This is a genomic window from Nostoc edaphicum CCNP1411 (assembly GCF_014023275.1).
Classification (GTDB): Bacteria; Cyanobacteriota; Cyanobacteriia; order Cyanobacteriales; family Nostocaceae; genus Nostoc; species Nostoc edaphicum_A.
The window spans coordinates 1,659,643-1,682,456 of the sequence record NZ_CP054698.1; the positions used below are offsets into that span (position 1 = coordinate 1,659,643).

At 42.1% G+C, this 22,814-nt stretch carries 15 protein-coding genes; 5 read left to right on the plus strand and 10 right to left on the minus strand.

The window, feature by feature from the left end:
- The first annotated feature begins 1 nt into the window (after window position 1).
- Together HUN01_RS09690 and HUN01_RS09695 are read left to right on the plus strand one after the other, a co-directional pair.
- Window positions 2-3,310 (plus strand): tetratricopeptide repeat protein, encoded by a 3,309-nt coding sequence (locus HUN01_RS09690; protein WP_181931080.1) that lies wholly within the window; start codon window positions 2-4, stop codon window positions 3,308-3,310.
- 550 nt (window positions 3,311-3,860) lie between these two features.
- Window positions 3,861-4,082 carry a ferredoxin-thioredoxin reductase variable chain gene (locus tag HUN01_RS09695; protein ID WP_181932627.1) on the plus strand — a complete coding sequence of 74 codons (222 nt, stop codon included), beginning with the start codon at window positions 3,861-3,863 and terminating at the stop codon, window positions 4,080-4,082.
- Between the two features lie 5 nt (window positions 4,083-4,087).
- Here HUN01_RS09695 and HUN01_RS09700 read toward each other — a convergent pair whose 3' ends face one another.
- The 6 genes from HUN01_RS09700 to HUN01_RS09725 form a co-directional block, all read right to left on the minus strand.
- Entirely contained in the window at window positions 4,088-4,309 is a 222-nt protein-coding gene (locus tag HUN01_RS09700) for a hypothetical protein (protein WP_181931081.1), read from the minus strand.
- A gap of 360 nt (window positions 4,310-4,669) precedes the next feature.
- Entirely contained in the window at window positions 4,670-5,458 is a 789-nt protein-coding gene (locus HUN01_RS09705) for a YdcF family protein (RefSeq protein ID WP_069068188.1), read from the minus strand.
- A gap of 143 nt (window positions 5,459-5,601) precedes the next feature.
- Complete coding sequence (locus HUN01_RS09710; RefSeq protein ID WP_181931082.1) at window positions 5,602-6,108, minus strand: hypothetical protein; 507 nt, start codon at window positions 6,106-6,108, stop codon at window positions 5,602-5,604.
- A gap of 52 nt (window positions 6,109-6,160) precedes the next feature.
- Window positions 6,161-7,708, minus strand: a complete 1,548-nt coding sequence (locus HUN01_RS09715; protein WP_181931083.1) for a bifunctional aminoglycoside phosphotransferase/ATP-binding protein — start codon at window positions 7,706-7,708, stop codon at window positions 6,161-6,163.
- An 84-nt stretch (window positions 7,709-7,792) separates the two neighbouring features.
- The gene (locus HUN01_RS09720) at window positions 7,793-8,398 is read right to left on the minus strand and encodes a 50S ribosomal protein L25/general stress protein Ctc (RefSeq protein WP_181931084.1); all 606 of its coding nucleotides are present in this window, start codon (window positions 8,396-8,398) and stop codon (window positions 7,793-7,795) included.
- Window positions 8,399-8,495: 97 nt separating this feature from the next.
- The gene (locus HUN01_RS09725) at window positions 8,496-9,839 is read right to left on the minus strand and encodes an adenylosuccinate synthase (protein WP_181931085.1); all 1,344 of its coding nucleotides are present in this window, start codon (window positions 9,837-9,839) and stop codon (window positions 8,496-8,498) included.
- Between the two features lie 262 nt (window positions 9,840-10,101).
- Here HUN01_RS09725 and HUN01_RS09730 point away from each other — a divergent pair, with 262 nt between their 5' ends.
- Window positions 10,102-10,506 carry a response regulator gene (locus tag HUN01_RS09730; protein ID WP_181932628.1) on the plus strand — a complete coding sequence of 135 codons (405 nt, stop codon included), beginning with the start codon at window positions 10,102-10,104 and terminating at the stop codon, window positions 10,504-10,506.
- 201 nt (window positions 10,507-10,707) lie between these two features.
- Here HUN01_RS09730 and HUN01_RS09735 read toward each other — a convergent pair whose 3' ends face one another.
- From HUN01_RS09735 to HUN01_RS09745, 3 genes are all read right to left on the minus strand, one after another.
- The gene (locus HUN01_RS09735; protein ID WP_238846111.1) at window positions 10,708-11,550 is read right to left on the minus strand and encodes an FkbM family methyltransferase; all 843 of its coding nucleotides are present in this window, start codon (window positions 11,548-11,550) and stop codon (window positions 10,708-10,710) included.
- A gap of 235 nt (window positions 11,551-11,785) precedes the next feature.
- Window positions 11,786-14,203 carry a tetratricopeptide repeat protein gene (locus HUN01_RS09740; RefSeq protein WP_338044534.1) on the minus strand — a complete coding sequence of 806 codons (2,418 nt, stop codon included), beginning with the start codon at window positions 14,201-14,203 and terminating at the stop codon, window positions 11,786-11,788.
- A gap of 702 nt (window positions 14,204-14,905) precedes the next feature.
- Window positions 14,906-15,409: a DUF4278 domain-containing protein gene (locus HUN01_RS09745; protein ID WP_181931087.1), complete on the minus strand. Its 504-nt coding sequence runs from the start codon at window positions 15,407-15,409 to the stop codon at window positions 14,906-14,908.
- A gap of 605 nt (window positions 15,410-16,014) precedes the next feature.
- Between HUN01_RS09745 and HUN01_RS09750 the strand changes: the two genes are divergently transcribed.
- The gene (locus HUN01_RS09750; RefSeq protein WP_181931088.1) at window positions 16,015-19,182 is read left to right on the plus strand and encodes a plasmid replication protein, CyRepA1 family; all 3,168 of its coding nucleotides are present in this window, start codon (window positions 16,015-16,017) and stop codon (window positions 19,180-19,182) included.
- A gap of 321 nt (window positions 19,183-19,503) precedes the next feature.
- Window positions 19,504-21,321: a tetratricopeptide repeat protein gene (locus HUN01_RS09755; RefSeq protein WP_181931089.1), complete on the plus strand. Its 1,818-nt coding sequence runs from the start codon at window positions 19,504-19,506 to the stop codon at window positions 21,319-21,321.
- 228 nt (window positions 21,322-21,549) lie between these two features.
- Here HUN01_RS09755 and HUN01_RS09760 read toward each other — a convergent pair whose 3' ends face one another.
- Entirely contained in the window at window positions 21,550-22,740 is a 1,191-nt protein-coding gene (locus tag HUN01_RS09760) for an FAD-dependent oxidoreductase (protein WP_181931090.1), read from the minus strand.
- Window positions 22,741-22,814 lie beyond the last annotated feature (74 nt).

Genomic DNA, 22,814 nt, shown 5'->3' on the forward strand with positions numbered 1-22,814 from the left:
CATGGGAAAACGTGGTAGGCGCGGCTATGGCAACCGGGGACGCGACCAATTCAATATTGAGCAGGTGAATGGCAATGTACTGCTCAAGCCACAGGAGACAGTGCGCCCTAACGCCGAACAGAATTTGCTGGCAGAAGTTAGGAAATGGGTTCAATTAAGACTTGAGGGACAACTGCACCATGCCGTCAGGCTGAATTTGCAGAAGGAGACGCAGCCGCAGCAGGTGCGTCGTCCTTGGGGTATGGAGGTGAAAGTGGCGATCGCTCAACCAAGTCAGCTATTGTCACCAGAAACGACGATCAAGCAGGTATTTGACCAATGTGGAGAGCGGTTGCTGATTTTGGGTGAACCGGGGGCGGGTAAAACAACAAGCTTGCTGGACTTAGCTCTAGAACTCGTGGAAAAAGCAGAAAATGATCCGCAGCAGCGCATTCCCGTTGTAGTCGATCTTTCTGATTGGCAACCGACTGCATCTCAATCAAATTCTAGGCGGAGTCAAGGTACATCTAGATTACCGGGCTTTTCCAAGAAAAATCTCTCTGAGTCTCTTCCTGAAAAAGCGCCTGTCTGGTCGATTGCAAATTGGCTGGCTGGCAAGGTGCGAGAGAGATATGGCTTTTTGCCACACCAAATTAACCAATGGCTAGAGGAAAAAAGGTTAATACCTTTGCTGGATGGACTTGATGAGGTACGCCCAGAGTATCAGCAGGATTGTGTGCAGGCAATTAACCAGTGGTTAAAATCAGATTTGCGTCCGAGGCAGGTAGCGTTATGCTGTCGGCGCGAGCAGTATAACACTTATACTCAAAAGCTGGAACTCGATGGAGCCGTTTATCTCCAAGACTTGACGGATGAACAAATCCAGACTTTTTTGGCAGAGACGAACCGAGATGAACTCAAAGAAAGCTTGGTAGCAGATGAGAATTTCCTGGCGCTGATTCGCAGACCGTTGTTACTGTCAATGGCGGTACTTGCCTATAAGGAGCTAGATCCAACCCAGTGGCGGCGGGCAACTTCGGCAGGCGATCGCTTAAATTTACTGTTAGATGCCTATGTGCGACGGATGCTGACACAGGATACCCCTAGCCGCGCCTATCGTCAGGGAAAGATTCCTAGCCCCGAACAGAGTCAGAAATGGCTAGAAATTCTGGCATTAGAGCTTTTGCAAGAGTCAGAAACCGAGTTTTTGATTGAGCAAATTGGAACAACATGGCTGTCAACACCCCTTCAAAAGTGGCTATTTACTTTTTTTGCCGTAATTGCTTGGGGGCTAATCGTTGCCGTAATTTGTTGGGGGCTAATCGGAATCGTTCCTGTAATTTTTTGGGCGCTATTCTCTAGGTTGATCAATCTACATCGGATTGGGTTTAGCTCTCGTTTTTGGCTCGGATTGGTGATTGGCTCTTTGTATGGCTTGAAGCAGGGAACAGATGTCTTAAAGGATTTGCCACACATAGAATCAGTTGTGGGAGGCATCCAAATCTCATTCTCAAGTCTCAAACGACACAAAATATTACGCAAGCTGTCGTATTGGAAGACTATATTAGTCCCTACTCAAATTAGCCTACTAATTAATAAATTGAATGAATTAAATATTCCAACATTGGACTTCACCTTTAATATTCCAACATTGGACTTTGACTTTGAAGAATGGCGCTTCAAAATTAAAACTCTATCAGTGCCAAATCAAGGAATTAAAAACTTGTGGCGAAATGCAATACTGATTACGATAATATTTGTGCCTTTGCATATCTTAATACTCTGTCTTGTACTACCTTCAACGATATCTCTTGTTAAGATTGTGCTAATTTCCCTGCCTATAGCTCCCCTACTATGGATTGTGATGGGAGGGGGATATGTCTGCATCAATCATTTTCTAGTGCGTTTATCTTTGTATCGCACTAACTCAATTTCTTGGGACTATGCTCGTTTTCTCAACTATGCTACAGAACGGCTATTGCTCCAGCGTGTTGGTGGTCGCTATCGCTTTATACATGACTTGTTAAGGCAGTCTCTTGCTCAACGTAGAATCGACACCCATCCACATCTAATTAGTTCTCAAGTTTTCTTTCGTTGCGGCGAAAGCTACCGCTCGATGGAACAGTATGATAAAGCATTGCAAAACTTTGATCGCGCCATTGAACTTTACCCCCAATATCTTGCGGCGATCGCAAATCGTGGCGAAACCTATCGCTTGATGGAACGCTACGAGGAAGCGCTGGAAGATTTCAATCGCGCCATTGAACTTAACCCTCAAGATGAGTGGGCGATCGCAAGTCGAAGTTTGACCCATCGCTCAATGGAACGCTACGAGGAAGCCCTGCAAGATTTCAATCGTGCTATTGAACTTAACCCCAAATATGAGTGGGCGATCGCAAATCGAGGCTTTACCTATCACTTGATGAAACGCTACGAGGAAGCGCTGGAAGATTTCAATCGCGCCATTGAACTTAACCCCAAATATGAGTGGGCGATTGCAAGTCGAGGTTTGACCCATCGCTCAATGGAACGCTACGAGGAAGCGCTGGAAGATTTCAACCGTGCCATTGAACTTGATCCCAAATATGATTGGGCGATCGCAAATCGAGGCATAACCTATCGCTCAATGGAACGCTACGAGGAAGCGGTGCAAGACTTCAATCGTGCCATTGAACTTGACCCCCAATATGAATGGGCGATCGCAAATCGAGGCATAACCTATCGCTCAATGGAACGCTACGAGGAAGCGGTGCAAGACTTCAATCGTGCCATTGAACTTGACCCCCAATATGAATGGGCGATCGCAGTTCGAGGCCTGACCCATCGCTCAATGGAACGCTACGAGGAAGCGCTGGAAGACTTCAACCACGCCATTGAAATTAACCCCCAATATAAGTGGGCGATCGCAGATCGAGGTCGTACCTATTGCTTGATGGAACGCTACGAGGAAGCGCTGCAAGATTTCAATGCCATCGAACTTGACCCCAAAGATGATTGGTATCGATACCTTCGTTCCCTTATCTACCTTGCCCTCCAACAAGCCGAGTCCGCCGAAGCTGATTTAAACATTGCCATCCAAATTGCCCAGCAAAAATACACCGAAAAACCCGACAATTGCCAAAACACCTTCAACTTAGCACTCTATCACCTCGTTGCAGGCAATCTCTCAACCGCCCAAGAGTTATATCAGACTGCACTTGAGCAGACAGCTTTGCAAACCCAGATCCGAGATGCCATTCAAGATTTGAAGGATTTGCTGCGGGTGTTTCCTGAAAATACCTCTGCCCAGGAAGTAAAAGCAGTGCTGGAGAAAAAGCTGAAATTACATTAACGTGAATTCGACAGGGCTAAAAAATAGCAGGAGGTTAAGCAGGTAAGTCTTTTGGGTAAATGTCAAGAGATTGTTTTTTAGACAAATTAAGTATAAGCAGCCAACCCTGCTATAAAATTAACCAAAAAGTTAAACCTTTTAGGAGAGAGGCCAAAGTCTATCGCATACAAAGGAGCGATCGCAATAACAGCACCTCTGACATACACGAAAATTGTTGAGAGAGTTGACCTGGGGAACATCCTGGAGTGAAGATAAAAGGGTTAGATATCTTGTCACAGTACTAAGCACATCTGAGATCGGCTTATTTCCTTTCATTTCCCTACTTTTGGGGTAAATATAGGGGGTAAGGGCGATAGATATTAACGCGGCAAAAAACTAAATAAAGTACGCACGGATTGCTAATACGTGCCTGGACGCAGAGGGTTAAATGCACCGTCGCACCCCGATGAAGCGTCAAGAAATAGCTGATTAAATCAAATTCAAAGCGATTTAATCATATATTTTGTAGCAGATACTTGTGGAAAAGAAAATGCTAGGTGTAAATGTTGTTATGAAAGTTGGCGATCGCGTCCGCGTTAAAGATTCGGTAGTAGTGTATCATCATCCTGAGCATCGGAATCAGGCTTTTGACATCAAAGGTACAGAAGGCGAAGTAATAGGTATTGCCACCCAATGGCGAGACAGACCCGTAAGCGCTAATTTCCCACTTTTAGTCCAGTTTAGTAAAAAGTTTAAAGCCCATTTGCGTGAAAATGAGTTAGAAGTCATCTAAATGACTCATCGGCGGCGAAACCACTGAAAAATATTCAGTTCGCCGCGCATTCTTTTAAGCTCTTGGCGGTTCTGTTCTGCTGTTGTATAATACCATTCACAATAACTCTGAAACTCTGACCGTGACCGAACTTCGTGGTAGAAATGATGGGTTGTTTGATAAGTGGCAAAAGCTTCCTCAACTTGGGGTTGAGGGGATGGCATAATATAAGGTAAATTTTTAGACATAAAGTTAATTTAGTTTGTCATTTGTCATTGGTCATTGGTCATTTGTCATTGGTCATTTGTCGTTGGTCATTAAGAGTTTGGAATTCAGGCAATTACCGCACTTTATAATTAATAACTCATAATTAATAACTCATAATTAATAACTCATAACTCATACTGTTTCTTTGTGAAGCTGCATATAATTCACCCCCTCTAACTCCCCCTTGCAAAGGGGGAGAACCGGATATTTCCCCCCTTTGCAAGGGGGGTAATTCCACTTGTATGTACACCGTAGCCCAAGGCATCGGGGGGACTACAGAAGGGTATTATGATGTGCATCTTATACAGAATTGGTATCATAACTCCTAACTCATAACTTGATTAAAGCCAACCGCGTAAGCGATAAACTAAAGAACCAATGTACTCTTTTAAAGCGGTGGTAAATTGGTGCAGGTTGTCGGTATCAGGTAATAAATTCAGTATAGCGGCTTTGGGAGTGCCACCAAGTTCTTGCAGTTCACCCTCACTAACCAGAAAGTCAGTGGGTGCAGGAATGGCATTGATTCCTTGACGCTGGAAAATCTGAAGCGATCGCGGCATGTGCATTGCAGAAGTAACTAATAATACCTGACTGATGCCACGAGACTCCAAAATTTTGCGGACATTCACTGCATTTTGATAAGTATTGAGTGAGTCGGGTTCCTGAACAATTGCCTCAGATGGAATGCCAATAGATGTGAGTATTGTTGCCATATCTGCCGATTCTGATGAACCGCTTCCCCGCCAATCAATGCGGCCCCCACTCAGAATGATTATGGGCGCTTTTTTTTGGCGATACAGTTGTGCAGCATAAATGACGCGATCGCCAGATTCACTCAAATCGACAGTAGGTCTTGGAGGAAAAGCTGATTTAGTTGCACCACCCAAAACCACAATTGCTTCTGCATTCGGTATTTGACTTGGAAGATTTTGCCATTCTAGCGATCGCACTAATGATTTAGCGATCCAAGCATTACTGCAAAATAGCAATAAACTTAAGGCAAAAGCAATTGCGATCGCCGCAGTCCGGGGTCGTTTCCACAAAGTAACTAATGCTACTACCAAACTTACGCAAGCTAGTCCTAGTGGATAAAAAAATAGTGGCAGTAATTTGGAGAGATATAAAAACATATTATTGGGGAATAGGGAATGGGGAAGAAGCAAGGGAGCAGGGAGCAGGGAGAAAGGGAGAAGAGTTTTCCCCTCTTCCCCCCGCACCCCGCCCCTCTGCCTCTTTTCAATGCCCCATGCCCAATTCCCAATTCCCAAATATACTACCTTTCCCAAAACCTGAAATTGAAACTACTTCCAGGAGGGCGACGATAACGGCGCCCGGTTCTTCTTGTTTGCCGTTTGTTGATCCTCTCGTTTGTTGGTTCAACTTCAACCACTTCTGATTCTTCAACTGGCAACTGAGTTCTAATTTCTTCCTTACTTCCCCACCAAGCTGTAATCCAGCCTCCAGCTAAAGCGCCTATTCCACCTAGCAAGATACTCATGGGTGCGGGATACCCCAAATATACAAAACCAAGCATGAAAAATAACCAGTATTTCAATCCTGTATCCACACCATCAGAGGAGGCTACCGCTGGTGCTTGGGGGCTATTACTAGTTACATTTGTGATCCAGCTTAAGATGAAACCGCCCAAGATACCTAAGAAGATGCTCAGGGCTGGTGCGGAGTTGGTCATGATTAATATAAATGTTAAAAATGCCCCAAATAACAGTTGAGAAAAGAAGCTGGGAGAAATAGCGAAAAAATCGTTCTTTTTGTCTGCCATAGAGTAAAAAAGTTATTAACTAATTACTGATGCGTAATTCGTAATTTTCGATTCAATTACGAATTACGAATGATTTCAATTGTGCCTGTTGTGATTGAGTTGTATCCAAAATCTTTACGTAAGGTTCTTCTTCTTCCGTGAAAGATTCAGCTTGTTTGATTTGTGAAGCTAATAAATCGGCGGTAGCATCAGCGATATCACCAGTGCGATTGTTCAAACGCTCTTTTAAAACTTCAAGGGGTGCTGTGCATTGGATAATCTGAATGGGAATTTGGTGTTTCGTAGCTTGAGCGATCGCTTCTTGCCGTAACTGCTGTTTATCATACTTGGCATCCAATATCACCGAAAAACCTTGTTTAGCTAGTATAATTCCCAATTCCAATAGGCGTGTGTAAGTTTTTTCGGTCATCTCTGGTGTATACAAATCATCGCCACCCCGTTCCCGCAGAGGAATTCCCCCTAAGTGTTTCCGCACTGCATCTGAACGAAGCTGAATTGCTCCTAGCTCACGGGCTAAATACTTCGCTGTAGTACTTTTACCAGAACCCGACAACCCCGACATCAAAATCAGTTGTCCCAGCTTTGGTTTAGTGTAATCCCAAGCCTGTTTGTAATACTCAGCAGCAGTTTTTGTCGCTTCTTCCTTTACTGTCGCAGGTACACTCGGATCATCTAGCAAAAATGAAGTTACCTTTGCCCTGACATAAGCCTGACGACTTAAATACAAAGGCAACACCTGTAAGCCTTCCCAGTCTCCAGTTTGCTCTATATAGGCATTCAAAAACGCATTACCCAAGTCTTTGCGCTGCCGCGCTTCCAAATCCATCACCGTAAACGCCACATCGTACATTACATCGACAAAGCGAAACGACTCATTAAACTCAATGCAATCGAACAGCAAGATTTTATCGTGCCACAGGGCAATATTTCTCAGGTGTAAATCCCCGTGACATTCACGAATATAATTGTTGTGAATTCTACTAGCAAATAATTCTGGACGTTCTGCAAAAAATTTATCTGTATATTGCTTTGTTTCTGTAAACTGCGCCTGAGTCTGGGGGCCACCAATATAGTTCTCAGTTTGCTGATAATTCTCATCCAAGGCAGCCCGGACATTTGCTACTTCACCAAAAGTGCGAATATAATCATTCGTCTGTGCTTCGGCATGGTATTGAGCCACCACTCGTCCCAACTCTTCTAGGTGTGTCTCATTTAACTTACCCTGTTCAAAAAGTGTACTCAATAGTGACTCTTGAGGAAACTGGCGCATCTTCAGCACGTATTCTACAGCTTCTGCTGTTCCCCCTAACTGGTATTGCTCCCCTACCAAAGTTATGGGCAAAACTTCTAAATACAGTTCACCAGCACCCCGCTGATTTAACCGCAACTCTTCCTGACAAAAATGCTGCCGCTTATCTAAGGTGGAAAAGTCCAAAAAGCCAAAATTCACAGGTTTTTTCAGCTTATAAGCGTAATCCCCAGTTAACAGCACATAAGAAACGTGAGTTTGAATTAGTTCAATGGGTTCTGTTACCGTATGGGGATAAAAGCCAGGCTGCAACATTTGCTGAATTAGGACTGGAAAAGTTGCTTCTGTCATTTCTATTCCTTTGCGGTTCAAATACAAAAAAACCAGGAGTTATCCCCCTGGTGACATCAAAAATTATTACACAGTTTACATAGCTTAAGAAGCTGGTTCAGTTTCAGTTTCAGTACCAGCATCAGCAGCGCTAATTTGTGGTGGCAAAACGCTGACCACAAGTCGCTCTAACTCCGCTAGAGGTGTTACACCTTCAGGAAAGGCTATATCACTAATACTCAAGCTGTCTCCAATTTGCAGGTTAGAGACATCGATTTCGATTACATCTGGGATATTTTCTGGTGCACAACTCACTTGCAATTCAGAAATTACGGTGTCTAAAACACCACCATCTTGTTTAACACCAATAGCAGTACCTACAAAACGCAGCCGAACTTCTACAGTTGTGTCGCCGTGGCCAGCAACCGCGAAAAAGCTGAGGTGGTAAGGTGTACCTTTAGCTGGATGGATCTGAAGTTCCCGCAGCAAGGTTTTGCCGCGCCAAGGTGCATCAGCTATATTCAACTCAATCAAGGTGTTGTTAACGGAAGCTCTTTTGAGCAAACGCTCAACAGTTTTGGCTTCAATGGTCAAAGAAATGGATTCTGTACCCTTATGACCATACAAATTGGCAGGTATCAGTCCAGCACGGCGCAAAGCTCTTGGCTTACTGCCTTCTGGACGTTTTTGAGATTCGACTGTAATAGCCATATAAATTGTCCTTTGTCATTTGTCAGTTGTCATTTGTCATTTGTCAGTTGTCATTTGTCATTTGCTAATGACCAATGACTAATGACTAATGACCAATTTACGCACTTAGTAAGGTAGCAGGTGTGCCATCGGGGTGCAATAAAGCGCGTTTAGGCCCGTGGATGGGGTCTTCTACGATTATGGTTTGATCGCGGCTTGCTCCTAGTGAGACGATCGCGATCGGAACTTCCATCAATTCAGCGAGGAATTTTAGATAGTCCAGCGCTTGCTGTGGCAAGTCTTCCAGGGTGCGGCAGTGGGTTGTTGACACCTTCCAGCCTGGTAAGGTTTTATAAATGGGGCGACATCTCGCAAATTGACGAGAACTGGTGGGGAAGTGTTCGCTGCGTTGACCATCGATGTCATAGGCGACACAAACTTGAATTTCCTCTAATTCATCGAGGACATCTAGTTTGGTGAGCGCCATACAATCCATGCCGTTAATCCGCACGGCATAGCGACCGATGACAGCATCAAACCAGCCACAGCGCCGTTTCCGTCCGGTAGTTGTGCCAAATTCGGCCCCGCGATCGCACAACAATTCTCCCAACTCTCCATCCAATTCCGTGGGAAATGGCCCTTCTCCCACACGGGTTGTATAGGCTTTCGACACCCCAATTACCCGGTCAATCATTGTCGGCCCTACCCCTGCACCAACACAAGCCCCCCCCGCCACAGGGTTGGAGGAGGTGACATAAGGATAAGTTCCGTGATCTAGGTCAAGGAGCGTGCCTTGTGCGCCTTCAAACAAAATATTGCGCCGTCGTTGAATCGCATCGGATATCTTTAACGATGTATCAATCACGTAAGGTCGCAAGCGTTCTGCATAACCCAAATACTGTTCAATCACCTCTTGTGCATCTAGAGGCGGCAAGTTGTAAAGCTTTTCTAAAATGACGTTTTTATAATTAATCGTCCACTCTAACTGCTCACGTAGTCCATCAGGGTTCATCAAGTCTAAAACCCGAATGCCTGTACGTTCAGATTTGTCAGCATAAGTCGGCCCAATGCCCCGACCTGTTGTGCCGATCTTATAGCTTCCCCGTCGTTCTTCAGATGCCTGGTCAATCAATCGATGATAAGGCATCGTTACGTGGGCTGTCTCAGATATCAGCAGGTGGTCAGTGGAAATATTTAATTCTTTTAGTTGGTCGAGTTCTGCGATCAAAATCTGTGGATCGATTACTGTTCCACAGCCGATAATGCAATCGGTATTTGGATACAAAATACCAGAGGGAATCAAGTGCAGCTTAAAGGTCTGACCCTTAACTACAATAGTGTGTCCAGCATTGACACCCCCTTGGTAACGCACCACAACATCTGCGGAACGGCTGAGTAAGTCAGTTATTTTACCTTTTCCTTCATCGCCCCATTGGGCACCTATGACAATGACGTTAGCCAAGAGCTTATATTAAGAAGTAAAGTTTCCACAAACTATTATTATTAACATATTGTTTGAATCATGTCAATCTAATTGCCTTGAATGAATAATAAGTTTGGTTTATCAATAATCAGCCCCAAAATCAACCTGCCTCCTACCCAAATATGGGGTCTACTTGTGCAAAATGTTCTGGCAGTAGGAAAATAGATGAAGCGGTATGCCTCCTGCCCTCTGCTTTTCTTCGGTAAAAGTCACAGCAAGTAAGGATAAAACATCATTTATTATGCAACCTTCTGGAACTCTTGCCGATTTAAATATCCTGGTAGTTGAGGATGATGATGATACTCGCTTCTTTATCGCTACTGTCTTGGAAATGGATGGAGCAAAAGTTATAGCAGTGATATCAGCAGCGGCGGCACGCGAAGTATTGTCTGAATTACAACCCGATGTTTTAGTTTGTGATATCGGGTTGCCTGGGGAAGATGGCTACACTTTCATCAACAAAATCCGTGCGCTCAAACCAATGAATGGTGGACGAATCCCAGCTATTGCTTTAACAGCCTATGCCGATAGTGAAGCTCGAATTCGTGCCTTGGAAGCTGGATTTGACACTCATGTATCTAAACCGATTGCTCCAGAAGAACTAGTTGAGATAGTGGCTTGTTTGGTTGCTTCTTGTAATTGGTAATTACTGTAATTAGTGGCTGCGGTAACAGTTGTGAACAATCTGCAAAAATGTCTATGGTGTTCTGTCAACGAACCGCTTTCAAGGTGTCATAAAGTAGTTTGTAGCGCTTAAACCCTTAAATCAGGAGCAGAGATCCTCTAATTACATTTTCAGACTCTAGGCTTGAACGAATATAATTAAACAATAGAGCCTGATTATCTGCTAGTTACAGGCTGTAAAAATAATATCGATATGATGAGTTTTTTGTTGCTCAAAGTAATTCATAATGGCAGGAATATCTCTGCCAAACTTAAGTAATCTACCACTTCTTTCAACTAAGGAAATATGATAACCAATATCTAAAATTAGCTTTAAAAAATCAGATGGTTCTATACCGCCGAATAATTTTAGATTTAAAGGTGCAAATTCTGCAAAGATAATAGGCTTATCTCGCTTAAGAATATTCAACATACCCCGGATGGCATACGGTTCATGTCCTTCTATATCAATTTTGACTATATCTACTCTATTTTCTATTAAAAAAGTATCAAGTTGAACAGCCTCTATCTTTTTGAAGTATGCATCTGGAGCAGAAATTAGAGATTTTAATAAATCTTCATTTTCAGAAGTAACCCTTGCTCCAGAATTAGATGTATTACCAAGATCAGAAATAATAATAGTTTTATTAGCGTCACTGACAGCAAAATTATATGCTTGGATAATTTCCTCAAATGCGTTATAGATAATACTCGTTTTCAAGAGGTTAAAATTGTTGTTATCAGGTTCAAAACTAAACACTTTACCACGGGGGCATTGGCTGGCAGCTAGTAAACTGTAATAGCCTATATTAGCTCCAATATCTATAACACAAGAGTCTGGCTTGAGATATTTGACAAAAGTTTCTGATATGCTTTGTTCATAGCTACCTTTCATAAATAGTGGGCGGCCAATATATTTGTCTTGAATATTCAAAAGAATATAAAAGTTATAGGGTGTGATTTTCTTAAATACATTACTACAATTGGCAAAAGGCTTGAGCAAAATATCAGGAACACGTCCTAGCATTTCAACCCGTAAGTTCCGCAGTTTTGACTCCCAAGACTTGAACATAGATTTACATAGAAAATTTACCTCAGCATTATATGACTAGACCTAATGAGACAGCAATAAGTTTTAGTACAAAATGAGGAATTTATCAATCTTGAAATTAGGTATGACTTTACGGCTGTTTTTATTACATTTATAAAATCATGATACCTGCGGAGGGCTGTGCTTATGCACTTCTATCTATTGCAAAAAATTAGTGTGATCGCTTGTATTTTTCTAGCAATTGCGGCAAGTAATCATAACCGTCAACACCAATAAATTTCATGATGTTCGTTCGGGACTTTACTATTAATTGCTGTACAGCTTCATCTCCTAATTTACTCTGTAAAATTGTTAGTAACCCAGCCGCTTGCCGCCATTCCACCGCCGTAATTTGCTCTAATAAATACATCCCCAGGCAGCTATTGTATACAGTTTTTTCATAGTTATTCAGGTTGTAGTAACTTTCCGCCAAATACAAAAAGTTCACCCCTTGCAGATATTTATCACTAGAAAACTGCACCGCCTCAGTGCCTTTTTCGAGGTATTCTACAGCAGCTTGGGGTTTTTCTAAGGCGACGTGAGCAATTCCAAGACTGATGTAACAAAGGGCTTGAGTTTGACGAGCAGCCAAGGTGATACCAAATCGTGAATCACTGAATTTTTCTGACAATTCCAAACCTCGGCGCAAGTATTCTATTGCTTGTTCATAGACATCTGGTTCTACGCATTCTATCTGCTGTGCTGCAAATACTTCGCTATAGCCTAAAGTTGCCAGGGCGTGAGCTTCTCCCAAGCGATCGCCTGCTTGACGAGCCAAAATTAATGCCCTCTGGCTGTAGTTAATCGCCTGAGAATAATCTTTTTGAGCAACGCAAACACGGCTACTGTGGTTGAGATTGGCAATTTCACAGGGTTGATCCCCGGCTTGGCGGGCAATTTCTAAGGCTTCCTGGTGAAATGAGTTTGCCTCTGGATATTTACCTAAAATAAACTGGGAATAACCCAACAGCGTTAATATCCGCGCTTTTTCTTGAGTACCTTCCACTTCTTTGAGTGGTGTATCTAAATAAGCGATCGCATCTTGCAGCGAATCTCTACCGAAAAAGGCAAATGCCCCACCGTAAAGGGGAAAGTATTCACGATGGGCAAAAGTTCTGAGAATTTGTAAGACGATCTGAAAACAGGCTTTCGCTAATTCTTCGCCTTTGCTGCGGAAACCATTAGATAACTCGCACCAAACTACAGCGAAACTGAGAAAAGTGGCAATGGACGCAGATGTACCCCATTTGGAATCATAAGGTTGTCTTTCAAACCAAGTCACCAAACCTTGCTGCATTCTTTGCAGAATTACTGTCAATTCCACCCAATCTTTCAGATTTATATCAGATTGGTGAACAACTATCTCTGTTGCAGAACCGCCATCTGCCAATGTAGAAAATAATAGTTTTGGCAAGGGACTGCTGACTTTTAGTGCCCATGAAGCCCAAGGATCTTGCTTTGCTCTGGACTCTTTCAATCCTAATGGAGTTGCTTTTGGCTCGTAAATCCAACTGACAAGAGAACCTTCCAATTGCTGATAGGATTCTACGCCATTAGCAATGCCGATCGCTAGTTGTTGTATTTCTTGTTTTCGGTGGAGATCGTCGTGAGAAGACGCCGCTTCCTTTAACTCTTGCGCCAGTTGTTGTAATTGACTTTGGCTGAAAACTTGGTTTTGGTTAGGGTCAATAATTTGTAACAAGACTGAAAAGCGAGAAGCTTCTGAGGCTGTGAGAATTTGTTGCACGGCTGCGGTGACTGCGGCTTGATTCTGTTTTTGTTTTTGGACTCGTTCCCATTCTCCTTGAATACTTTGTAATGCTTTTAAGGTACGATTTAAACGAGCTTTCTTTAATTCAGGAGTCTCTTTTTGGAACAAACTCGGAGAATTTATCACCTGATCTAGTTCAGATTGGGTGGAATGCAAGCGATCGCTCAAACAGCGTTCAAAGATTTCACCATTACCACTACTCACATTTTCTACTAATTGGCAATATATATACTCTTTGGAACTAATTTGACCTTTGAGAGCGGTATCAACAATTTCCTCAATTAACTTGTGGTATGAGTCAGATAATAAATTAAATTCTGCGGCTGGCGTAGGTTCTGCTGCTAGATTATTTGTTTCCGAAGTAGAGGAATCGGATATTTCTTCTTTATTTGGCGTTACTAAAGTTTCCTCAGAAGCAGGGGAATCGGATATTTCTTCTTTAGTTGGTGTTGCTAAAGTTTTCCGAGAATTTGTCGGTGATGCATTTGCTTTAGAATTAGATAAGTAATAATCTGCTAAAGAGCCGCAGAGAAACTCTTCACGAAAGCGGATTATTTTGGCACGTGACTGGATTTTGCGGTAACGACGTTTCTGATACCATAAACCAGAAATGAGTAAGCCTGCGATCGCTCCGATGCCAACTCCTACCATCGCAACCTTGGCATCTTCTAAAGCTTGATTTTGTTGTCCAGGTTCAATAGTCGGATTGGAAGATGCACTTTCAGCAATAGCATAGTCACTCCCTGAACTTAGCTGCACGCTAGTTGCGATCGCAGCAACCGATAGTATAAATCTAAATATTAACTTTGATTTCCACATAATTTGATAGTTTAAAAATATGTTAACGATTTCTGAGTTGCTTCTAATTTAATGGAGACATCAGATAAAGCAGAGTTTTTCGGAGACTAAGCGCCTCCCCAAGGAGTGAATAGTCAAGGAACAAGCTAACTAGATCCCTCTTTTACCAAGGAAGTTCCTCGTTCCTCTCCACTCACTATAGAAAATAAACTTTGTCAACAGCAATTTACAGAAGATATTCTTATTTTTTAACATTATTTCTGCGTCTAGGAATCTTGACAAAGCCATATATTAGTACCATTTCTCCAAGTATCTGCATCAGGTATTTCTTCAGGAGGCAGAAGGCAGAGGGCAGGAGGCAGGGGCAGGAGGCAGAAGGCAGAAGGAATCCCCATAAATAAATTTAGGGGATTTAATAAGGGAACTCCAAAAAAGAAATTATCCAATTTTTGGAATCACAACGACTTTTCCTCCCCCTGCTAAGTGCCCCCTGCTCCCCTGCCCTAAAAGCGATGGGATATTTTTTATATTTGGAAGTCCCTAAGGACGCTGTATTTCTTGCGCTGTGCGTCTCGAAATAGATATTTTTTTGTTTTTCATAAATAAATTTACTTGCTCTAAACCCGCTTGACAGAGGGCAAAAATATATTTTCTTCCTCCTACCCTCTGCCTCTCCTGATAAAATTTCAACTTTAAGAGACTTGTACAGAGTTTCTAGCTACCTTACTCTTTAATTTCTCTGTGTGCAGTTCTATTTATAGAATAGGTACTTCCCCGAAAGCTCAATTTATGGGTTACAGGAGTTATGGTGACTCCATCTGATTTGGCATTAGGATCAGCACAAACAAAATAGGTACATCCTCGAAAGCTCAGTTTATGGGTTACTGGTGCTATGGTGACTCCATCTGATTTGGCATTGGGGTCAGCACGATAGCAAGCCCCACGGTAGATTAAGTTATAATCTGGTTCCGATTTGGGAACAGGCTGTTGTGGATATTGTGTTTCCCTGCTGACTATTTTGCTTGTATAGTATTCGTAGCTTGTACTGATAAGAATAAGAATTAATAGTAGAAGTAAAATCTGCCAAGGAGCTAACATTAAACCCAAAATCAGACTGATAGCTGCAAATACAGCTACTAAATGTGAGATTTCATTATTATTTCTTTTTAATAAAAAATAGCCAGTGATGAAAAAAGCACACGGTAGAATCAAAAGGTACAAAGCCATATTTCCTACATTCGTAACTAAAAGCAAAAGATTTATAAAGCAGATTGAACTTATTTTAAAAGCTGTTGTTTATTTTACCTCCAATCAGCTTTAGTCGTTACCGTGTTACTTGGGTAAAAGTGTTACGTCAAGTTATCTGTATTAACTGCGATCGCAAAGAAAAATTAACAGTTAAGGCTATCTCAAACCTTTGTTAGCAAACCTTTGGAGTGAGGTTAAAGGATTCTGTAGAGTGAGGAGTTTTGTCTCTATTCATTCAGAGAGGTGACAATCTCACACATGAGGCGTGGTACAGGTGGATGCTCAGTGTAAAGCCTTTGCTGAACTTGATAAAGATATTACCTCATAGCGATGTCATGCAGCGATCGCATTCCTGAACGCAGAAATTTACTGATAAATAAAAATTAAAAGCGAACAAATATCACAATACAAAATTATTACTTTGGGGATCTAATAGGCAGAATAACCCACTAGAGCCTTAACCGATGTGCTTCTTATAACGAAGTAAAAAAAGCATCATAAAAGCCTCGCAATCTCGCGTATTAAAAAAAAGCAGATGCGTGTTACTGTTTTAATCTCATTGTCTTCCCTTCGCGCCTTTCCCTATGCATCTGCACTATTTACACCCCCAACACCTTGAAGAATTAGTCAAGAGTAGTGGTATAGACTTACACTTAGTGCATCTCAATTTTAGGTCGCTCCAAGGTGTAACAGCTTATGAGTACCTGTTGATTTCTGAGCTACTCCCCCGCACAAATACCGGAATGGTGAAAGCCGGATGGTTGCAGCGTTACGCTCACATCACAGAAGGTGGTTGGTGGTGTTCGGGACTAGACCCTTTGAATAATTGGCAAATGATGGAATGGGGATGCTTTAAGCCAAACCAACCCCGACAAAACCACAATGGCAAATCCATCAAGTACGAGCATCCCCCCAGCACGCCAACGCGGGTATTTTGTTTGCGGGTAACGTTGCAAGTGTGGCAGCAAGTCGCTGGGCGTTACAATCTGGTCATGCCCGACAATATCACCATTACTGCTGATGGTGAAGCTAGAGGCTTTTGGCAATGGGTGATGCAACAGAATATTCCCCTTATCATCTGCGAGGGTGTAAAGAAAGCAGCCACTTTGTTAACGCAAGGATATGTAGCTATTGCCATTCCCGGAATTACCAGTGGTTATCGGGTTGTGAAAGATGAATTTGGCAAAGTTACCCGTCGTCAGCTAATTCCTGATTTAGCAGCATTTACGCTTACAAAGCGCAGCTTTTACATTTGCTTTGATTTTGAAACTCAACCCAAGACAATTGCTGCTGTAAATAATGCCATTTCTCAACTTGGTTGTTTATTCCAGCAAAAAAATTGTCCTGTGAAAGTCATCGAACTTCCAGGAATAGAAAAAGGGGTTGATGAATTTATTATTGCTAAGGGTGCAAGTAGTTTCGAGAAAGTTTATCGCCAAAGTATTGATTTAGAAATTTATCTTGCTCAAACTAAACCCCACACCGAGTTAAGCATTCCTGCGGCACTTACCTTCAACCGTCCTTATATAGGTGAAATACCTTTCCCCACTTCTGGATTAGTAGGAGTAAAATCAGCGAAAGGAACGGGGAAAACGACAGCATTGCAAGGTGTTGTTCAGCAAGCAAAAAGTAGAAATCAACCCGTTTTATTAATTACTCATAGAATCCTACTTGGACGATTTTTATGTGAAAAAATTGGTATTCAATGGGGAACACATAAAGAAGATGGCGAAAAAAGGATTAATAAAACACTTACTCCTGCTCCTCCGATTCTTCGCTCTCTCTTTCCTCAGCCTTCCCTCGGCTTGTGCGTTGATTCGATTTGGAAACTTAACCCGGAAAATTGGCGCGGGGCAATAGTAATTTTAGATGAAGTAGAGCAATCTTTATGGCATCTGTTAAATAGTAATACTTGTAAGCACAAACGGGTAAAAATATTAAAGTTATTCCAGCAACTTATTGCAACAGTTTTAACTAGCGGAGGGTTAGTAATTGCCCAAGATGCTGATTTATCAGATGTTTCACTTGAATATTTACAGGGATTAGCAGGAATTAAATTAACACCTTGGGTAGTTCTCAACCAGTGGAAACCTCAGCAAGGTTGGGATGTGACTTTTTATGATTCACCAAACCCAACACCGCTAATTCATCAATTGGAATTAGATTTACTTGCGGGACGTAAATGTTACGTTACTACCGATAGTCGGGCTGGGCGTTACAGTTGTGAAACAATTGAACGTTATCTGAAAGAACGGCTACAAAAATTACGGCGACAATTTCCTAAAACTCTGGTAGTTAGTAGTCACACTACAAACACACCTGGTCACGCAGCAGTTGATTTTATTGCAGCGATTAACCAAAAAATATCCGAATATGACGGCGTTTTTGTTACCCCTAGCCTTGGTACAGGAATTAGTATTGATGTCCAACATTTCGACCGAGTTTATGGTATTTTTCAAGGGGTAATTCCTGATTCGGAAGCAAGACAAGCTTTAGCAAGAGTTAGGGATGATGTACCGCGTGTTGTCTGGTGCGCTAAACGAGGTATTGGTTTAATTGGTAGCGGGAGTACAAATTATCGCTTGCTATCTGATTGGTATCAGGAAAATCAAAAGGAAAACTTAGCTTTGCTGAGTCCATTGCATAAAATAGATGTAGATTTACCCTTAGTTTATGACCCGATTCATTTGCGAACTTGGGCGAAGTTATCTGCAAGGGTAAATGCTTCTATTCGCCTCTATCGGCAATCAATGCAAGATGGTTTGATTGCTGATGGGCATCAAATTCAGGTGCGGAGTAATGCAGTTCACAATAATATTATTCGAGATTTACGCCTAGCCTTTTTGGCAACTGACGCCGATGATTTAGCTACTCGCAGAAGATTAATTTTAGAAATTGTCAAGGTTCAAAAAGATTGGGCACAAAGTCGTCAAAAGGCTAAAGAAATTAAACGCAAAATTAAAGAGATTAAGCAGCAAAATCAACTATCTTTAGCATCTGCTGTAGCCAATGCTAAAGATATTGATTATGTAGAATATGAGCAGCTATTAGTTAAGCATTCCCTAACTGATGGAGAACGCAACCAAATTAATAAATATGTTCTTAGACAAAGATATGGTGTAGAAATTACTCCTTGGCTGAAGTTGCAGGATGAACAAGGATATTATCGTCAGCTTTTAATTCACTATTATTTAACTCATGAGAGCGAATATTTTCACGTTAGAGACGAGCAAGAATGGCATCAGCAATTATCTTGGGGTGAAGGAAAAGTTTTTCTCCCAGATTTAAAAACTTACACGCTCAAAGTTGAGGCGATGAGAGCTTTAGGAATGCTTCAGTTTATCGAAGAAAAACGCGAATTTACTGAGAATGATCCAGATTTAATCTTGCTGAAAAATATTGCTTTTCAGCATAGTAAGCATATTAAAAGAGCGCTTGGTATTAATTTAGTGGGAGAGAAAGAGCAGGTTTCGGCAATAAAAATACTCAGCCGACTATTAAATTTGTTGGGTTTGAAGCTAAAGCGAGTAAATGAGGTTTATCAAATTGATTTAGAAACGTTAGATGATGGCAGGGAGAAAATATTTGCTGTTTGGCATAAACGAGATGAGTTGATGTTGGCTCATGTTAAGAGTGTTGGTTATGAGTTGCCTGATTATTCTTCAGACTGGAAGTTTGAAATTATGCAACCGCAGTCTGAAAAGGCTAACCAGATGGTGTCTATGCCTACTCTTCCGTTATCAAAGATATAGCAATCCTGAATTAACGTGAGTTCGATGAACCTCTCCCTCCCAGCCTCCCTCTCCGAAACGGAAAGGGAGGAGCAACGAAAAATTCAGCTTTTTGCTCCCCTCTCCGACACGGAGAGGGGTTGGGGGAGAGGTCAAATAAGACTGGTCGAACTCACGTTGAATTATTTGTGAAAATTGCAAAGTGTAGATGATTGGTATTTCAAGACGCGATAAATCGCGTCTCTACAATTGGGTTTTGCCTAATTGGAATAATTTTCAAAACATATCCTTAAGAATCCTGATGCTTTAGGCTAGAGAATGTCAAAAGCCAAAAAAAATTATATGAATGCGGAAGATTTTTTTAACCAAGGATTAAACCACAATTCGCAAGGGGACTATCAAGCAGCGATCGCAGCTTACACCCAAGCAATCAAGCTAAATCCTGACTATGCCGAAGCTTACCACAATCTAGGGCTGATTTTAACTGGTCAACTCAAAGATTATCGCAGTGCGATCGCTAACTTCAATCGCGCCATCGAAATCAATCCCAATTTTGCCATCGCCTATTACAACCGGGCTAATGCTCGTTACTTTTTAGCCGATTATCAAGAAGCGATCGCCGATCATAACCAAGCTTTACAAGTAGATCCCAATTTAGCGCAATCTTACCACAGCCGGGGCAATGCCTACTTTGCTTTGGAAAACTACGACCAAGCGATCGCAGATTATATCCAAACTATCGAAATGAGTACCCAGTTAGCTGATAACATCAATATTGATATTGCCAACGCTTATCATAATCGCGGCGTAACTCGTTTTGAACGTGGCGAACATCAAGGAGCGATCGCAGATTTTCAGCAAGTTTTACAATGGCATCCCCATTTTGCCGCAGCTTACAGCAATCGCGGCAATATTCACCATATCTTAGGAAATTATCAGGAAGCGATCGCTGACCATAACCAAGCATTACAATTAGATCCTAACTTGGCAGAAGCTTATCATAACCGAGGTAATGCTCACTACGCTTTAGCAGATTATCAAAGTGCGATCGCAGATTACAACCGCGCCCTAGAAATCAATCCCAGCTTTGCCGGAGCGTACTATAATCGGGGTCTTGTGCTTGCTCACCTCAAAAACTATCATAAAGCAATTGAAGACTTTAACCAAGCATTAAAGCTGAATCCTGATGATGTGCAAGCCTATTGTGAGCGTGGTCTGGTTCGTAGTAATCTTGAAGATTACGAGGGTGCGATCGCAGATTATGACCAGGCGTTACAAGAAAATCCCACTCTAGCTTTAGTATACGGCTTTCGGGCTAATGCTCGTCGTCGATTGGGAGATTATCAAGGTGCAATTGAAGATAGTAATCGCCTATTACAACTCAATCCTAATTTAGCAGAAGGATATTGCGATCGCGCAGCGGCTCGTCGTTCTGTAGGAGATCATAAAGGCGCAATTAAAGATTATGATCGAGCATTACAGATTAATGATAATTTAGCCGCAGCTTATTATGGCCGGAGTATTGCCCGTGAAGCTCTGCAAGATTTACAGGGAGCAATTGATGATAATACTCAAGCCATAGAACTTGTTCCTAATTTTTCTCAAGCCTATTGCAATCGGGGAAATGCTCGTCGTCTTTTAGGAGATGAACAAGGAGCGATCGCAGATTATAATCAAGCATTAAAAATTAATCCTGATTTAATTGAAGCATATTACAACCGGGGTTCTACCCACTATGCTTTAGAAGAATATGAAAGTGCGATCGCAGATTACACCCAAGCATTACAATATAATCCCCAATCTGCTGCATTTTACAGCGATCGGGCTAATGCTCGCTATGCCCTAGAAGAATATCAAGGAGCAATAGAAGATTACAGTCGAGCGATCGCGATCGACCCCAGCTTTGCCGAAGACTGGTACAATCGGGGTCGTAGCCGTTCTCTGTTGGGAGACTTACAAGGAGCGCTTGCAGACTTAAACCAAGCCTTACAGCGTCAGCCTAATTGGGCTTCAGCTTACATCCTTCGGGCAGATGTCTACCGCAATCTGGGAGACTCTCAAGGAGCAATTGCCGATTTCCAGAAATCCGCAGACTTATATTATCAAGAAGGAAATATTCAGTATTATCAACAAATCATTGAGCTAATTGAACAGCTTTGAAGAACCCTATCCCCCCCAAGAATAAGGCTACAGTGTACACACAAATTTGAAATAGCTGATTACCTCACCCTAACCCTCCCCTTGCAAAGGGGAGGGAACAAGATTTCTTTTTCCCCCCAATGCATCGGGGGGATTAAGGGGGGTAATTTGACTTATGTGTACACCGAGGGATTAAGGTATGGGGTGCAATGACTGTGGGAATTGCAACTAAATTATCCATACATAATATTATTCAAAGCGAAAGCGTTCCATGAAGCGGCGGTCAATCCAATCTTTGTAATGCCACAATAATTTGTGGGGTGGTAAGGTGATAATACCTCGTGTGGCTATGGCTCGTTTGTCTCCTGTACCTATTAAACTCAAATATTCTTTTTGTGGTCTATAAGGTTTAAGCGACTTGCCTAATAAAATCCGCTGCAAATTCTCAAACAAAGGCTTACCTTGCCTAACAGCAAATACCCCAGCTTTCGGACGCGGATGATTTACCATTGTGGCAATATCACCAGATGCAAATACCTGCGGGTGCGTTTGAGATTGTAATGTATCTTCTACCAGAATAAAGCCTTGCTCATCAGTTCCAAGTCCAGTGGTTTTTAACCATTCGGGTGCTGATGCTTGTGTTACCCAAAAAATTTTATTGCACTCTACTTTCAACCCAGATTCACATTTAATTTCAAATACTTCTTTAGTTTCCTTGGGTATTTTGGGTGCAATTTTACACACAGTTTCTCCCAGATGTAACTTAATACCTCGGTCAGTTAAAATTTGCTGAAATTGATGCCGTACTGATTGATGGTAATTGGGCATCAGTTCTTGTCCACGCTGAAATAAATGAACTTTCAGGTTTTGATTAGGCTGTTGAGTTTTATCCAAAATCTGATGTAAACGCGATCGCATCGCTAGCGCTAATTCTACACCGCCAGCGCCTCCACCGACGATCGCAATACTAATTGGTTCTTGAGGATTTTTACCTACAGCTGCAATTAGTTCATACCAATGCTCTAATAGCTGCGATACTGGTTTAGCTGCGATCGCATATTCTGCTGCACCTGATACAGATATTGTGGCCGGAGTGCTGCCAATATCAACAGACAGCACATCAAAATCTACCGCAAGTCCGTTCGCACAAAGAACTTTGTTGTTTTCCAAGTCTAGGGCAACTACCGTGTCAATATACAACTGTGCCTGAGCAAAGTTCGCCAGGGGTCGCAAGTCAATATGGCATTCGTCATGGGTGTAAAATCCGGCAATGTGTCCTGGTAACATTCCAGAATAGGCTGTCTCTGATGCTGCGGTAATCAACGTTAAGCGTACTCCGGGTAACGGTTTCATTCCGAACATTTTCATGACAATAGCATGGCTATGACCCCCACCAATTAACACCAGGTCTTTAACTATTGGCTGTATTTTTTGCTGCATTTCGATACTCAGATTTAGTTAATCAAGAATTATGAATAAATTGAAGAAGAATTCACGAATCAAAATCAATGAGT

Bases quoted from the DNA above. Each gene is read 5' to 3' on its own strand.
- HUN01_RS09730 (WP_181932628.1), top strand. From the start codon at position 10,102: ATGCAACCTTCTGGAACTCTTGCCGATTTAAATATCCTGGTAGTTGAG.
- HUN01_RS09720 (WP_181931084.1), bottom strand. From the start codon at position 8,398: ATGGCTATTACAGTCGAATCTCAAAAACGTCCAGAAGGCAGTAAGCCA.
- HUN01_RS09760 (WP_181931090.1), bottom strand. From the start codon at position 22,740: ATGCAGCAAAAAATACAGCCAATAGTTAAAGACCTGGTGTTAATTGGT.
- HUN01_RS09710 (WP_181931082.1), bottom strand. From the start codon at position 6,108: ATGGCAGACAAAAAGAACGATTTTTTCGCTATTTCTCCCAGCTTCTTT.
- HUN01_RS09705 (WP_069068188.1), bottom strand. From the start codon at position 5,458: ATGTTTTTATATCTCTCCAAATTACTGCCACTATTTTTTTATCCACTA.
- HUN01_RS09700 (WP_181931081.1), bottom strand. From the start codon at position 4,309: ATGTCTAAAAATTTACCTTATATTATGCCATCCCCTCAACCCCAAGTT.
- HUN01_RS09740 (WP_338044534.1), bottom strand. From the start codon at position 14,203: ATGTGGAAATCAAAGTTAATATTTAGATTTATACTATCGGTTGCTGCG.
- HUN01_RS09750 (WP_181931088.1), top strand. From the start codon at position 16,015: ATGCATCTGCACTATTTACACCCCCAACACCTTGAAGAATTAGTCAAG.
- HUN01_RS09715 (WP_181931083.1), bottom strand. From the start codon at position 7,708: ATGACAGAAGCAACTTTTCCAGTCCTAATTCAGCAAATGTTGCAGCCT.
- HUN01_RS09695 (WP_181932627.1), top strand. From the start codon at position 3,861: ATGAAAGTTGGCGATCGCGTCCGCGTTAAAGATTCGGTAGTAGTGTAT.
- HUN01_RS09690 (WP_181931080.1), top strand. From the start codon at position 2: ATGGGAAAACGTGGTAGGCGCGGCTATGGCAACCGGGGACGCGACCAA.
- HUN01_RS09735 (WP_238846111.1), bottom strand. From the start codon at position 11,550: ATGCTAGGACGTGTTCCTGATATTTTGCTCAAGCCTTTTGCCAATTGT.
- HUN01_RS09745 (WP_181931087.1), bottom strand. From the start codon at position 15,409: ATGGCTTTGTACCTTTTGATTCTACCGTGTGCTTTTTTCATCACTGGC.
- HUN01_RS09755 (WP_181931089.1), top strand. From the start codon at position 19,504: ATGAATGCGGAAGATTTTTTTAACCAAGGATTAAACCACAATTCGCAA.